We start from the raw sequence: 13,462 nt of genomic DNA, 5'->3' as shown, positions 1-13,462 counted from the left end.
ATTCCGATAACCACGGAAACGATAGACTGGTTGACGATACCGGCAGACAAACCCACCATGAACATGCCCAAGGCAATGATTTTACCCAAAGTACCTTGAGTCCAGCCGACCAACAAAGTATAGATATCGTCGAACTCAGTACCACCGGTACCGGCCATGGCTTCAGGAGCCAGTGCAACAGCAGCAACAGCAGAAGTGGCCAGGAAGGCTTTAGAGGTAAACAGTGCTTTCAATTTGTTCATTTGAAGAACTCCAAAAATATGCTTGATTGAGTGGCCACCACTTGCAATTGGAAGCCGCGTTCTGTTCCGGAACAAATGCATTGTCAACAAAAACCCAGCCGGGTATAAGCGCGAAAGAGCATCAAAACAGGCGTCCTTTTGGTGGACAGACGAAAGAGTATGCATTTGCTGTGTCTTTCGGGGCGATGGGCAAAAAAAACCGGACTTTCGTCCGGCCTTGTTCCTATTTTATGCCAGTCGGAGTTTTGACCGACAAGGGAGATATTGCCGTTCCTGGCGACCGAAATCGCTCGCCAAGATTCCATCGCCTGCTTTCAATCTCGGTATACAAGTATCCATCGGCATGCAAATCGCCGTCATCATCTTCCCATGGTGCCATCCAGATCCGCATGACTTTCGCTTGTGTCCGTATGGGTACTGGCTGTTCGATACTGGGAACGGCCACCTGGCTATTCAGAGTTGAGTTTGAATGAGCCAGAACGCTAACCGGCTTGCTTTCGCCGCTTTTGTCGTTTTCACTCACGGTCTTTACGTAGTCCGAAGACTCTGTTGCTTGATAGACTTGCCGGGCCGACATACAGCGCACGCCGTCGATTCCACCTGGGCAGGAAAAGTCACCTTGCCCGATACCCATGTAAGAGCAACCGTTTAAAACCAAAACGCTTGCCGTTAAAAGAGCCAATTTCACATAACGTTTATCTACCATTGATTTCATCCTCAAGGTCTTTTTCTAACAAGGTTTTGAATGATTTGACGCCGCCTTTGAATGTGTTTTTGGAAGGCAGGAACAAGAATGGCACGCCCTGAATATCCAGCAGCTTCGTTGCCACTACCGCTTTTTGCAGTGGTTTTAGGTCACACGATCCTTCTTGCCTGACTAAAGCCGGCAGCTTCGAATAATCCTTGGCGATCAGCGCTTTTAAAGACTGCTCTTTGTCTTTATTGCAGATCAGCTTTTTGCTGATTTCTGCCGATTCTTTTCCAAGCACGGGAATTAGTACGAGTTTGAATGCGTATTCATTCCCCAATGGCTCAAGTTGAGCAATCAGATCGTGACAGTAGTTACATTGAGGATCGACAAATATCGTGACTTCCTTTTTTCCTTTTCCAATTGTGAACGTCGAAAGCTCATCCGGATTGAGTCCTATCTTTCGAAGGTCGACTTTATCGATTCCCTTTGTGTCCGATACGGAGCCAATAACTTTACCTTGCCACATATCGACCATTTTAAAATTTCCAGCAACAACAAAATGCCCGTTATCGGTAATCAAGAATGTTTTGTCACCAGCCTTGACCATTGATAATCCAGTCACCGGCAATCGTTTCACTTCATCAACACTGCGCATGACATCTTTGACTTCCGCAGTCATTTCGGAATCGGTTTTCGGTTTTGCCATCTGCGAAATATCCGGGCCAGCGGCTTGAATAACACTACTCAATGCCAATAAAACCGGTACCCCTAATAACTTCTTAGCCATCATTTTCTCCATTAATTTTATTGATATTTTTATCTTCCAAAACCGCCCATTCCGCCGTAACCTCCATATCCACCACCACGAGAGCTGCCACCAAACCCGCCTGAGCCTCGGCCACCATAACCACCACCGCCCATTCCACCCATTCCACCGCCGAAGCCACTCATTGAGCCTTGGCCATAGCCATCTTGGTTTCCGGTATAAAGGTTGTTCAAGCTTCGTGCGCCGCCTTGTAAATTGGTGCCAGAACCAGATTTGGATTTAGGATTAAGCGACATCCCTCTGATCATGATGAAATCGATCTTCCTTCCGGCATCCACCTCGATGATCGGAAAAATGTTTTTGGCCATTTCCAGGTAGTAGTCAGCAATTTGCTCAGCTGCGCCTTTGACGCCCCCCATGAGTGCTTGACCGCCCAGCATCTCGGGAGATGGATATTGAAATTGCTGCGTTTCGCCAGGCGTCACGCCGGTTTGCAGAGCCCTTACTTTCTGAGGTGCAAACGCTTGTGTAATTCCAGAGACAAATCCTGACAACAATGCATTACCGATGATTTGCCCGTTTTTACTGACTAATCGTCCTCTTACGCCAGCTTTGCCGTCCTCGCCAACCGAATAAGCATCCATCGCAGTTTCGATGACTGCGCCATCTTTTTTGACGCAAGAGATGCGTTCCGCTCTCATGTAAGCTCTTTCGGCACTCAGATCGCCATAACCACTGGCAATCAAGAAACACTCTCGAATATCCATCCTATAGCGGTTAGGCAAAATTGCTTCATGCTTTACCCGTAACAAAGCAGGAAAGGGATCGCTACGCGATTGATTGGAAGTGGGCGCGTCAAGACCCGTCACTAATGTTCCGCTCAAAATACTGCCGGCCGGCAAAAACATATCGGGCACGCCATTTTTGCTTGACGCTTTCTTGATATTCACGAATTCAGTGATTTTTTTCTCACCGCCTTTTTTGCTGCTATCCGTGCCGCTAGCTGATGCCAGTCCCTTATCGCTCTTTTTTCCCTCTTCACCTGACCCAGTGACAACCCTGATTTTTGGTCCAGTTTCGGCAGGCGCTACATCGCTTTCAGCCATTGTCGGGGGCTGCTGACCAATTAACGCGGGCTCAAGCGGATCTTTACCCTTTTTGCCTTTGCTTTTTTTATCTTTTCCGCCATTCCCATCATCCATCGGCAATTCTGGCAAAGGCACTTGCGTTTTTAGCGCTTCTTGAGCGGCATCGAGCTTTTGGTAGAGTTCAGTCGTTTGCAGGGCCAGTTTTTCGGTTCTCTTGTTCAGTTCTTCCGTTTGCTGTTTGATCATTCGGGAAGCATCCTGGATCTTGGCGTCCTGATGCTGGAAAGTCATTTTGATATCGGAAAAATCCTCCGTCAGTTTTTTGATTTTTCCTGCCATGGCATCGATAGATACATCCCGTGGACTTTTCCCATTGAAAAGCGTGTATTCCACTTTTCTGGGTTTTTGCATGAAGTTTTTCGAATTATCATCGGATGTGCTGACAATCAGAATAGCCGCGACGACAAACATCGCTGCGCCGCCGCCCATCAATGTGACTTGTTTTCGCTTCGAAGGATCAAGCGTTTCATACCACTCGATCAGTTTTTCCTTGGCTGTCTTCTTTTCAAGATCGATCACAATTTTTTCTCCCAATTACAGCAAGGCTGGTCTGATTTCTTCGCCGCTCTTACCTTCAGGTAATCGCAAAAGAAGATATATCTCGGTTTTTTCGCCGGGTTCGAGCCTCACTTTTGGCCATGCGGCAACCGCCATCGTGTCTTCACTGGCACAAAATGCCTCTTCAAAAATTACCGTGGCATTTCCGTTGTTTTGTCCGATCAACACAACGATTCGTGAATCGTGCCCAGACAGTAATTGGCCAGCCCAGTAAGTCAGATTTGGATCGTGACAAAACGCTTTCCCTCTTAGCTCATCTGTGACTTCTTCTAAAGTAAAACCCTGGGGAATTTGCTGTTTTCCAAGGTTTTGCATGACCGCCTTGACTTCATTGATATACGGAGAATCTTGACGGAAAAGCCTGTCCGTTTTTGATGATCCGACTTCTACTTGAGCGGCTTTTGATGCATCGGCCTCAATTCGAATTTCAACCGGGGTAATTAATTCTTGTGGTGAAAGTTGCAGTAAAGCTGCGTCGCCCGTTTCTGCGTCAGAAATAAACATGCTGACCGGTGTTTCTGAATCTGTTGCTATGTAAACTGCTGAGCCGTCGATTTTGGTTTCAACGTTGTCGACTGTTAGCACCTTGGGTTCTGCATATGGTGTAACGATTCGATTCAGCTTGCCTTTGGCAACGATCACACTTTCCGTTCTACCCGGCTTGGGTTTGATCGTAATGCCTGATTGCAGGCCGAGATCGAGTTCTTGTTTTTTATTGGAAGCACTTTCTTTGGGTGACTCAGGCGCCTTATCTAGAATCTTGGGTCTTTTTTTAAGTTTGGGTTTTTCTTCAGCGATTGGCGCCGGTGCGGATTGCGCATCATTGGATACTGGTTGATCCCCTTCAAGCGGATTAGGCGTAATCGTTGCTGTCGCCGATTCAGGTGTTCCATTTACCATACGGTTTGGGTTGAAAGCACCGCCTTGGGAAGTGTTTTGTGTGTTCGCTGTATCAGCTGCCACACCTTCTTGGTTTGGGCTTAGGGAGGTTCCATCCAGAGCTTGAAATGGAAGTTCGGGCGGCAGTTCATTAGCCATCGCGCTTGATGTAATCAAGATCGACACGATCGATAAAATCAATGGTTTAAATTGCATGCAAGGCTCCTATTTTTTTATTTGCTTTTGACGTTCTTCTTCCATCTTTTGCTTTGCCTCTTCTTTCTGAATGATTGAAAGCAATTTAGGCATGCCTTCATACGAAGCCATGTGCGTGATAATCGGCGAATATTGTTTAACGTCGATTTTGAATTCGAATGTCTGCTCCGTCGGAGAGGTTTTGCCGCCGGCGCCGGTCATGCGGTTTCTACCAGTGACAAACACCTTGTCAGTTTCAGGTTCATAAGTGACTCGCACGATGCCAAAGCTCGACGACACTTTTTCTTGTTTCAGGGTGTCCAATTCTTGGGCGATTTGTTCTGAAACCATCGACCTGATTTCGCCAGTAACCATCCCGCTAAATGACTCCAAGACGAAGTCTGCATTTTCCGGTGTCACATTACCGATCAAAGTTGCCACATACATTCCCCATGCTTTTTTGTATCCTTCGGAAGCTTTGTTTTTGGCCACTTCCGACTTTTCCGAGAGACTTGGCGGAATGAGCACAATAGCCGTATCTTTCTTCAGCCAACCAACCAATGTCAGCAGGTTAAGCGTCATTAAAAAAATGCAAACAAATTTCAGGAATCGGTTTGATGCGTGCAGGCTCAGCCATGTTGATGCGAAATTTTTATAGAGCATGGGGTTTTCCTAAAAGAATCGACGGATAAACGACAAAGGTCTCGACGTGGGCGTGGTTTCAGAGGATCCCAGACCGGCATACCAGTACATGGCGTGTATCAAAAAGCCATTGGCCTGTCTGTCCTTTATTTTTCGGTAGAATTTGATGCCTACCAATCCGGATATGAGTAGTACACCGAGATAATTCACCATGATGCCAACGCCAAAAGCGATAGCCATCAGGATGAACTCGTCGAATTCCCAAAAAAGAATTTGCTGCGGATCGTCCAAATAATTAGGGATGTCACGCATTTCTATCTCTCCGTGATAGGAATCAATTCAGCTCGCCGATTTTTCAACCGCCCTTCGTCAGTCTGATTGCTTTCAACAGGAGAACTTTCACCAAAGCCTTTCGCAGATATTTTCGAAGGATCGACACCATGCTGAATCAGGTAATCGCGCACTGACCTGGCACGCCTGGTCGATAACTTTTTGTTGTAGCCACTTGAGCCTTTTGAGTCGGTGTGTCCTTCAATGCTTACATGCAGCAAATTGGATGGAGGAATTTTTAGTAGAAAACTATCTAACTTCTGCGTTTCGCTGACACTCAGATCGGCTTGATCAAACTCAAACAATACCGATTGAATTTCGGGTAAAGGCGTTTCCAATGCAGGGGGGAGTGGAAATGTCTGCATGGATGAGGTCAACGCTGATCCACTCTCAACGTGAGTGATTTCCTGTCCAGGTAGTGAGAGTGTGTGCTGAAAACCTCCCTGGATAATGGCTTGATCTCGCAGTCCACCTACTTTTTGATAAGAAAGGTCACTCACGACAGGCGGCAAATAGATCTTGACCGTGATTTCTTCACAACGATCGCCAGACATTCCAAATGGACAATCCGGCGTCGTCGAACACGCTGTCAATACAATCGTTGTTGCGATGACGAAAGGGATTTTATTGAAGTTTCTCATTGATGATTTTCTCGAATCGCTTGACATGGTTTGCGTAACTATTTCCCCGAACAGCATTGGTAGGAGCGTGATAATCGGCGACAGTCTTTCGAATGTCGTTCTGTGAACGCAGGTTTTTCAGATAGCTTGCCGCGACGGTAATGTTGGTTTTTGGATCGAGTAATGCGAGTTCATTGGGTACCTTGTTTCCATGCCAATACAAGTTCACTTGCATAATTCCAACATCGACATTTCTGATGCCTTGCCGTATGAGTTGCGTCAGTGCTTGTTCAGCGGCTTGTTTATTCGCGTACCGCTTGGGACCGGCTTTAATGCCATTTTTGCTTTCATTGATGTTTAGCGTCCATGGCCAAGGACGAAAACTTCCATCACGCCAACGCATGCCGCTCTCTTGAACAGCTATGCCATAGAGGGTCGCAACATTGATACCCGCATAACTGGCAGCGCTACCCCAGACGCTGTTATCTAAAACAGAACTCGGATGGGCGTTAACTGAGATGAATAACGATAGAATGAGGGGAAATCTTTTTATGTTCATGCCGTTCATGTTAAACGGCCATACAAAGTTTCATCGGGGTGAAAGACGCTGTTTTTCGGCCTCTTTCGTTTTTCTTGGGCGAGTTATCCACAGAAACTGGGGATAACCCTGTTAAGTGCCGGGCCGAAATCCTTATCGCCCTTGACTTTAGTGTTGATTGATCAAATTATGTACACCTACATATTGTCTATTAGATATTGACGCTGCTCATCAATGTTGGTCCCTTGGGTTTGTTCATTTATACGATCAAGAACGCTATTGGTGTTCGTGTTAGGTAAATTACCCATCGTTGAGAACTGAGTGCTGTACAGTTCATCCGCTTTAGCACCATCCAATGGCATAACATTGGCCACTTTCAACATGTCGACCCATTCACCGAAATCCATTTTGTCAAAATCCAGAGTTCCTACTTCCTCCATCGTCAATCCTTCGCAACTTGGCTCCAGCGGTTCACCAAAATTTCTACCCATCTGCTTCCGCGCTTCCTGCTGAAATATCCGCGCAAACGGGCTTGAAAAACAACAATAAACTTGCTTTTCAGCCACGCATGAGCCCAAAAATTTTGCCGAACAGTAAGTGCCTATTTCATCAGGTTTTGTACACATTCGTTGGCTTTTGTACATTTGCAGCTTCATTTCTTCTTCCGTGCATGCAAAAACAAGCTGCACAACCAATTTTGCGATTTGATATATCGCATAAATAATCCCAACAACCGTCACAATCGATGATAAAAGTGATCCAGCCATTGTGTACGTAGTGGTTGCCGCTGCACCTGCGCCAGTTGTTGTCGCAGTAAGTAAAGTTGATGCAGCTGCTTCCCCGAACACTTCTGCAATCCACTCCCCGAGCCATTGCACTACTTGCTGCTTAATCGCTTCTAAACCTATTTCAGTTCCTATTTGTTCTCCCAGCATTGAAGCAACTGAATCGTACATAGATGTAAACGGTTCAGTAATCGCTGAGTAGGCATCTGCAATTAAGCTAACAGGAGTCTCCAAAATCGTACCGCTTGTTACGACCTGCCAAGCACCAGTTAACCCTGTGCCTGCTTGTTCCAATCCAAACGCTGCAATTTGAACAGAGGTGTCCGCCATATCCCAGGCATTCTTTGACAGCCAGATATAATCGATCCAGCTACCCTGGATAGGCATATTGCAGCAGTCAACTGAACCCAAAATCGACAGATCCGCCATTTGGCAGGTGTATTCTTCCCCAGCAAAAAACTTACAAGCCCCTGTGTTTGGGTCGCATGACAATTGTTTTTGCGATTCATTTAATGTCTGTAGCGCCGTGGCCGCCTTAATAAAATCGTCGTTGGATTCTTGTTGAGGATCGACGCACTCACCGCCCATGCATCGGATTTGCGCGTCACAAATTGTGTTTTCGCCATTGTTAGTTACTTCGCATGTCGAATCGTGATCCGTGCCACAGTCGTAAGTAACGATAAAATCTTTGCAAGCCCCGGTGACTGGATCAATGAGTTCATTTCCATTAACGTCTTTTTCGCATTCCTCTTTGACATAAGCGCACGAAGACAACGATTCACAGGTATTGTGCTCATTAAGATCATAGTTATATTCAGGACAAACCTGGTATCCCTGATAATCCGTATAACAGTCCAGAGAAATAACTCCAGGCGTTCGAGTTTCCGCTTTATAGCAAATGGGCGCCGGTGGAACGGCTGGAGCATCGGGAAGAATAGGTGCTCCAGAAATGTAATTCGTATAATTGTCCGGAGTTATGGTTACAGGGCCAACGACATGTGAATTCGACGCTTCTGTGCATTGCCACCAATCGGTTGATGCCTGGTCATTTAATGACCCCGATGACACAAATGTTGGAGTTGTTCCGCTTAAAGGCCAGGCATTAAACAATCGATCTCTGCAGCCTGTCGGGGAGTCTATAAACTGTTCTTTGACATCTGGCTCAGCTTCGACTTTTATTTTTGCAAATCCCTCGCCTCCGCCACCAACTCTGATTTCCTGTCTGATCGTTACCGTATCACCAGGAGCAACATTTTTGAAATAGGATGTAATATCCGTATTAGGACTTTGTGACCAGCTATTCCTTTGTTCGCAATCACCACCCCAACCGTTATATCCCGTATAAACCCAATTACCATTTACAAGTATTCTTGTTTCATCATCCCATTTTACATATTCGATTGTGACCTTATTTATTGCATCAGGTCTTAAAACTCGCCAAGTCGCTATCCTATAATGTGTTCCACAACCATCTCCTTCTTCCCAATTATTGTCAGTATTAACCCCTAAATTCAGACGTGTACAACCAATCCCACACAATGAAATATTTCCGTCACCACTGGCAAATCCCATGACTGGATCGTAGGTTAGGGCTCTGGTAACGGTGCATTTCTCGGTTTTTAGGCTTTTTTTACATTGTTTAAGATCTTCTATGTGTATTGGACAGGATGTTTCCCCCCAGTCCGTCGTTTTAGTGCATCCACTGAACATATCCTGGATCAGCGGTGATTGCATTGATAAAACGCTGTCCGATTGATTCCAGATTGGATCATGCAGCAGGTTTGGCATTGCTGTATTCGCCCCCATCAATGTCTGGTAGGCATAGGCATGCTGCGTATTGCCGGTCTTTAAGCTGTTTATCTTGTTATTGACATAAGTCCCCTGTGCCGCCGCGTCGCCATAAGAAGCCGCTGCATCATCCATTGAACCAGGCTGGATTTCCTGGAACATTTCGTTTTGCTGAATGGTTTGTCCGGCCGCCAGTCCGTTGGTCAATGTGATTTGACCAGTGCCACTATCGACATTAGGGACAGTGAAGGTGGACATCAAAGTGCTACCTAAAGCCTCTCCTTCGGCAGCTTTATCCAGGAAAGCATCAGCGAATGCAGGAAATGGCAGGAAAAAAATCGCCGTTGTCGCTAAGTAAAAAGCTGCAATCGAATTATGAAAAATGCAGACAATTATTAAAGTCGCAATTGGCTTTTGGATTTTTCTCATTTGTTTAATGCGTTGAAGGGGAGGCAGAATTGAATGCTATGGATGGGATACTGGGATTTGTTTCCATCCAAGATTTTTGGATGGAAACAACCAAGGCTTTTGTTTTATGAACCGCCGTATTTATCGATGTAGCTCATACAGCAATCGGTGTAACGCCAAATCAGATAAACAAAATCTTCGCCGGTACCCGGCATATTTCGCCATTCACCCCACTTGAATTGTGATTCTCCGATGTAATGACAACAATTTTCTCCAGGAATAATCTTTTCCTCCATCTCCGGCTGTCCATTTGCCCCCATGACTGTGTTGCCATTGGCATCCTTTTTTTCAGTCATAGTTTTTTCACCCTCGGCCTCAGTCACCGGAAACAGCATGCTTAATTTGTATTGCTGTTTTGGGATCATTGGGTAAATCGTCCCGCCACATAACGCATCATTGCCATAGGTTTTATGCGCTAGACCACGCCGATGCAGGGCGGCCAACACCCGTGCTGATAACAAACTTGAATCTCTGGGTGGAGAAGCATCCGAAGCGATGTTGCCAGTGAAGGGATATAAATTTCCCCAGCACCCCGCACACCACCACAGCGATGTCATAGGTTGCGAAGCCGTCGATACCGCGCAGTCAACAGTACATGCCGCAACCGCTAATGGATTTGCAAACACTACGGCTTCGGGGTTTAGGAAAAATGCCAGTTCATCGATATTCCATGTTGGATCGAGTTCGGACATATACATCATGTCCATGCTACGAAAACCACCCGCGTTGCAATTACTTTGGACGAAGAGATCCATGATCATAAAAAGCGGATATGCCCAATAGTGATAGTTGTAAAAGGTTTTGTCAGTACCATCGCCTTCTACTTCTTTTCTGCCGCCCCATAGCCGGACACCACTGTTGAAAGAGATGCCTCCAAGCGCAGGTGAACAATAGGGTTTTCTTACTACCTCAATGAGTCTTGCAGGAATCCAAGCGCTTGCCGTCATCCCTAAATTTGGAATACCGTTATCGTCTGAGCAAAAACAAAAACTCTCATCTGATGCGTTATCCGGAATGTCGTTATCCATATCATAAATGGTCATCCCCATGAGCCTTACCGGAAATAGGCAACTCCAGCATATCCCGGTCATCATTTTCTTTCCCCATAGATCAGCATCGGGACAGAGCAACTTCTCGGCCGTGATCGTGTCTGTTTCGGAGGTGTTAATAGTCTCTTGCGCTAATGCTTGCCCAGATAAAACCAGGACTAATAAGCCTAAAATCAACTTTTGATGCATCAGTGAACCTCGCCGCTTGCAAGTTCCTTCGCGACGACATGATCGCCTTCGCCCTCGATGACAGTTGGCAATACTTCCAATTTGAAGCGATCCACAATGCTTTTGTTGAGCTTATACAACGGTCCATTGATGAAATCGCCAGTCTCGTTGTAGTTATCCCATCCACGCTGTTTATCGATCTTCGAAAACAGATAAATGACTGGTTTTCCTTTTTTCAGAATTTCATCGCCGGCTTTCTTGGCGATAGCGACCTGTTTTTGACTGGTTGCATCAAATACGATATAAGCGTGTCGCATAGGCATCATGGCCTGTGGATTGATCCTGTCGCCTTTTTTTATAATCAATCGACCATCGGGATGAAAAATATCCTGTGTTGAAACGATGGTCATATCAACTGATCGTTCCTTGTTCTTTTCCGCGGGTCGTAAATTAAATTCCTCTTGGTTTTTCCAGAAATTCGCGATTGCGGTTGTTTTTTGCTTATCCCAATCGATATTGGCTGCGCGACGTTGAATTTCTTCAATCATGTCGGGCTCCAATATGCCGTAGATCGGCCCTCTTTGACCGTGATCGCCCGGCTCCTGTTTGCTAAGCCACTTGAAACCAGGCAATCCCCGAGCGCTACGCGTTTTCCCTTCAGCATCGGTCTCAATCATGGTTGGAACTGCTGTCACATTGAACCGAGTGAACAATGTTGGGTCGATCACTGCGCCAGGCACTGGTTTCATGTTCTTGACGATCGGCAAAAGCTTCTTGGTAATCAGACCTGTGTTCTGGTCTTTCTCAACGCCACGAAAGACCAGAATTGACTTGGTGGCCGCCGCTTCTTCGGCTGCCGCCTTTAACTCATGTGTCGGCATTCCGAATGACACGAATATCCAACGCCCCTGAATGGCTTTTGCCAACGATCTCTTTCCATTCATGTCTTCTTCCAAAGAAGTACCGCCTTGCACCATCATTTTGTTGCCTTCTTTAAGCAGTTTTTCCAAGGAGGGGTTTAAATGCATAGGTTTGGTTTTTAACCAATCGGGTAATTGACGATTCATGTTAGGTTGCTGTTGCTTCAGTATTTCCTTGAGAAAAAAATCGTCCTCACCCGCCCAGGCAGATGAGAACGACAGGTGCAGTATCGTTACTGCAAGGAAGCGACTAGAAAATCGGGTAGGCCCGGCCAATGACATCTTTTTCATCTACTAATCCAAGGAGGTTGTATCGGGAATCGAGGCTGTATTCGTGATCACCCGCCACGAAGTACTTACCTAATTGGATCGTATTTTTCCCATCATGCAACTCGTCATTCGGGAACAATTTTTTTAGGCTTAACCCAACCTCTTTACCCACCAGCGTCCGACCGCCGACGGTAAAATCTCTACCCTTTTTAGTCACGATGTCGCCAGGACCTGCAAGTAATCGTTTTGTGAAGGTGTATCCGTCTGGATAGGGATCGCCGTTATGCCATCTGAATGCAATTAGCCCCCCACTTTCGACTTTTTTATCGAGACAAATCAGGAACAGCGAATAAGGTAAGCTGGGTGTCTGATTGATCGCCAGCCGGTAGTTGGAATGGATCACCCCGTAGAGCGAAACCAGCAAAATCCAAGTAATTGCATGAGATTTCAGGTGATGAAGCAAAATTGGACCGAATGATTTGGTTCTTTCAATAAATACTGGCAGCGTTATAGGTTCTGGGTTATTCAATGTTGACATAAGCTTCCTCGGGGGCACTTAAAACGGATTGCGCGTCAAGAATGACCACGCCACGTTGGATTAACTCTTCGGTCGACGACTTGACCTTTGCCATAAGCGCTTTGGCATCGTCTTCCGTCTGCGCTTGGTTCTTTTCAACGGCTTTTTTTACTAATCCCTGCACGTCGACAATGGCAATTTGAGCCGGTACCGGTGAAAAAGAGGCGGCGTAATAGCCGCCCAAAGCACCAGAGAGGACACAAAAAACAAGAAAAGCCATCATTTTTATTGGGGTCAAAGTAATCATGCTAAGCCATGCATCCTTGCGAATTCGGCCAAGCCGCCTTTCACTCCACGACCAACCGCTTTGAATTTCCAATCACCTTGATAGCGATAGATTTCACCGAAAATCATTGACGTGTAAATTGCGGTATCCTCCGCCTCGCTCAAGTCATACCGGGTCACTTCTTCCTGACTATCTTTATTGATCAGCCGCACGAAAGCATTGAGCACTTGTCCGAAGTTTTGTTTGAGTTTTTCCGCGTCGTGAATCGATACGAAAATAATTAGTTTTTCGATCTCGGCCGGCACCTTGTCGAGAAATACGTGGATCGTTTCGTCATCCCCATCTCCGTCTCCGGTTCGGTTGTCTCCCGTATGGTTTACCGCCCCGCACGTTGATTTTTTGTTGTTATAGAAGACGAGGTCCTTCTCATTTCTTGCTTTTTCATCGACTGCAACCATCAAGATGGACGCATCCAAATCAAAGATTTCCTGGTCGCTTTTTCTAACATCCCATCCGAGCCCAACAACGATGTTCTTTAAGGAAGCGTCTGTTTTTGACAGGTTGATATTCCCGCCCTTGACTAAACTTAATGCCATTTTTTA

15 protein-coding genes are annotated in these 13,462 nt (G+C 46.1%); all 15 read right to left on the bottom strand.

Annotation, left to right across the window (positions count from 1 at the left end; all coding sequences use genetic code 11):
* The coding region (gene traA / locus U2W12_RS03835; RefSeq protein WP_326499344.1) for a TraA family conjugative transfer protein at positions 1-242 on the bottom strand (242 nt) is incomplete at its 3' end.
* Between the two features lie 223 nt (positions 243-465).
* Positions 466-948, bottom strand: a complete 483-nt coding sequence (gene traV, locus U2W12_RS03830; RefSeq protein WP_326499343.1) for a type IV conjugative transfer system lipoprotein TraV — start codon at positions 946-948, stop codon at positions 466-468.
* A complete protein-coding gene (locus U2W12_RS03825) occupies positions 938-1,720 on the bottom strand; it encodes a thioredoxin fold domain-containing protein (protein WP_326499342.1) in 783 nt (260 codons plus the stop codon). Before U2W12_RS03825 ends, traV begins: the two co-directional genes overlap by 11 nt.
* Positions 1,721-1,749: 29 nt before the next feature.
* Positions 1,750-3,366 carry a TrbI/VirB10 family protein gene (locus U2W12_RS03820; RefSeq protein ID WP_326499341.1) on the bottom strand — a complete coding sequence of 539 codons (1,617 nt, stop codon included), beginning with the start codon at positions 3,364-3,366 and terminating at the stop codon, positions 1,750-1,752.
* 15 nt (positions 3,367-3,381) lie between these two features.
* Complete coding sequence (locus tag U2W12_RS03815) at positions 3,382-4,500, bottom strand: type-F conjugative transfer system secretin TraK (RefSeq protein WP_326499340.1); 1,119 nt, start codon at positions 4,498-4,500, stop codon at positions 3,382-3,384.
* Positions 4,501-4,509: 9 nt separating this feature from the next.
* Positions 4,510-5,142: a TraE/TraK family type IV conjugative transfer system protein gene (locus U2W12_RS03810; protein WP_326499339.1), complete on the bottom strand. Its 633-nt coding sequence runs from the start codon at positions 5,140-5,142 to the stop codon at positions 4,510-4,512.
* Positions 5,143-5,151: 9 nt separating this feature from the next.
* Complete coding sequence (traL, locus tag U2W12_RS03805) at positions 5,152-5,433, bottom strand: type IV conjugative transfer system protein TraL (RefSeq protein ID WP_326499338.1); 282 nt, start codon at positions 5,431-5,433, stop codon at positions 5,152-5,154.
* 2 nt (positions 5,434-5,435) lie between these two features.
* Entirely contained in the window at positions 5,436-6,092 is a 657-nt protein-coding gene (locus U2W12_RS03800) for an OmpA family protein (RefSeq protein WP_326499337.1), read from the bottom strand.
* Entirely contained in the window at positions 6,076-6,639 is a 564-nt protein-coding gene (locus U2W12_RS03795) for a transglycosylase SLT domain-containing protein (protein ID WP_326499336.1), read from the bottom strand. The genes U2W12_RS03800 and U2W12_RS03795 overlap by 17 nt, the downstream gene beginning before the upstream one ends.
* 167 nt (positions 6,640-6,806) lie before the next feature.
* A complete protein-coding gene (gene traN / locus U2W12_RS03790) occupies positions 6,807-9,611 on the bottom strand; it encodes a conjugal transfer protein TraN (protein ID WP_326499335.1) in 2,805 nt (934 codons plus the stop codon).
* A gap of 104 nt (positions 9,612-9,715) precedes the next feature.
* Positions 9,716-10,888, bottom strand: coding sequence for a TraU family protein (locus U2W12_RS03785; RefSeq protein ID WP_326499334.1), 1,173 nt, complete (start codon positions 10,886-10,888; stop codon positions 9,716-9,718).
* The gene (locus U2W12_RS03780; RefSeq protein WP_326499333.1) at positions 10,888-12,078 is read right to left on the bottom strand and encodes a TrbC family F-type conjugative pilus assembly protein; all 1,191 of its coding nucleotides are present in this window, start codon (positions 12,076-12,078) and stop codon (positions 10,888-10,890) included. Before U2W12_RS03780 ends, U2W12_RS03785 begins: the two co-directional genes overlap by 1 nt.
* Positions 12,038-12,595 (bottom strand): S26 family signal peptidase, encoded by a 558-nt coding sequence (locus tag U2W12_RS03775; protein WP_326499332.1) that lies wholly within the window; start codon positions 12,593-12,595, stop codon positions 12,038-12,040. The genes U2W12_RS03780 and U2W12_RS03775 overlap by 41 nt, the downstream gene beginning before the upstream one ends.
* Positions 12,579-12,881 carry a hypothetical protein gene (locus U2W12_RS03770; RefSeq protein ID WP_326499331.1) on the bottom strand — a complete coding sequence of 101 codons (303 nt, stop codon included), beginning with the start codon at positions 12,879-12,881 and terminating at the stop codon, positions 12,579-12,581. Before U2W12_RS03770 ends, U2W12_RS03775 begins: the two co-directional genes overlap by 17 nt.
* Positions 12,878-13,456: a TerD family protein gene (locus U2W12_RS03765; RefSeq protein WP_326499330.1), complete on the bottom strand. Its 579-nt coding sequence runs from the start codon at positions 13,454-13,456 to the stop codon at positions 12,878-12,880. The genes U2W12_RS03770 and U2W12_RS03765 overlap by 4 nt, the downstream gene beginning before the upstream one ends.
* Positions 13,457-13,462 lie beyond the last annotated feature (6 nt).

Origin of the sequence: Methylomicrobium sp. Wu6, from assembly GCF_035916875.1 — a bacterium.
Classification (GTDB): domain Bacteria; phylum Pseudomonadota; class Gammaproteobacteria; order Methylococcales; family Methylomonadaceae; genus Methylomicrobium.
Note: the sequence above shows the minus strand (reverse complement) of the source record. Positions and strands in the feature narration are given on the sequence as shown.

Excerpts from the sequence above, each read along its gene's own strand:
- traV (WP_326499343.1), bottom strand. The coding sequence starts at position 948 with ATGGTAGATAAACGTTATGTGAAATTGGCTCTTTTAACGGCAAGCGTT.
- U2W12_RS03825 (WP_326499342.1), bottom strand. The coding sequence starts at position 1,720 with ATGGCTAAGAAGTTATTAGGGGTACCGGTTTTATTGGCATTGAGTAGT.
- U2W12_RS03815 (WP_326499340.1), bottom strand. The coding sequence starts at position 4,500 with ATGCAATTTAAACCATTGATTTTATCGATCGTGTCGATCTTGATTACA.
- U2W12_RS03810 (WP_326499339.1), bottom strand. The coding sequence starts at position 5,142 with ATGCTCTATAAAAATTTCGCATCAACATGGCTGAGCCTGCACGCATCA.
- traL (WP_326499338.1), bottom strand. The coding sequence starts at position 5,433 with ATGCGTGACATCCCTAATTATTTGGACGATCCGCAGCAAATTCTTTTT.
- U2W12_RS03800 (WP_326499337.1), bottom strand. The coding sequence starts at position 6,092 with ATGAGAAACTTCAATAAAATCCCTTTCGTCATCGCAACAACGATTGTA.
- U2W12_RS03795 (WP_326499336.1), bottom strand. The coding sequence starts at position 6,639 with ATGAACGGCATGAACATAAAAAGATTTCCCCTCATTCTATCGTTATTC.
- traN (WP_326499335.1), bottom strand. The coding sequence starts at position 9,611 with ATGAGAAAAATCCAAAAGCCAATTGCGACTTTAATAATTGTCTGCATT.
- U2W12_RS03785 (WP_326499334.1), bottom strand. The coding sequence starts at position 10,888 with ATGCATCAAAAGTTGATTTTAGGCTTATTAGTCCTGGTTTTATCTGGG.
- U2W12_RS03780 (WP_326499333.1), bottom strand. The coding sequence starts at position 12,078 with ATGAAAAAGATGTCATTGGCCGGGCCTACCCGATTTTCTAGTCGCTTC.
- U2W12_RS03775 (WP_326499332.1), bottom strand. The coding sequence starts at position 12,595 with ATGTCAACATTGAATAACCCAGAACCTATAACGCTGCCAGTATTTATT.
- U2W12_RS03770 (WP_326499331.1), bottom strand. The coding sequence starts at position 12,881 with ATGATTACTTTGACCCCAATAAAAATGATGGCTTTTCTTGTTTTTTGT.
- U2W12_RS03765 (WP_326499330.1), bottom strand. The coding sequence starts at position 13,456 with ATGGCATTAAGTTTAGTCAAGGGCGGGAATATCAACCTGTCAAAAACA.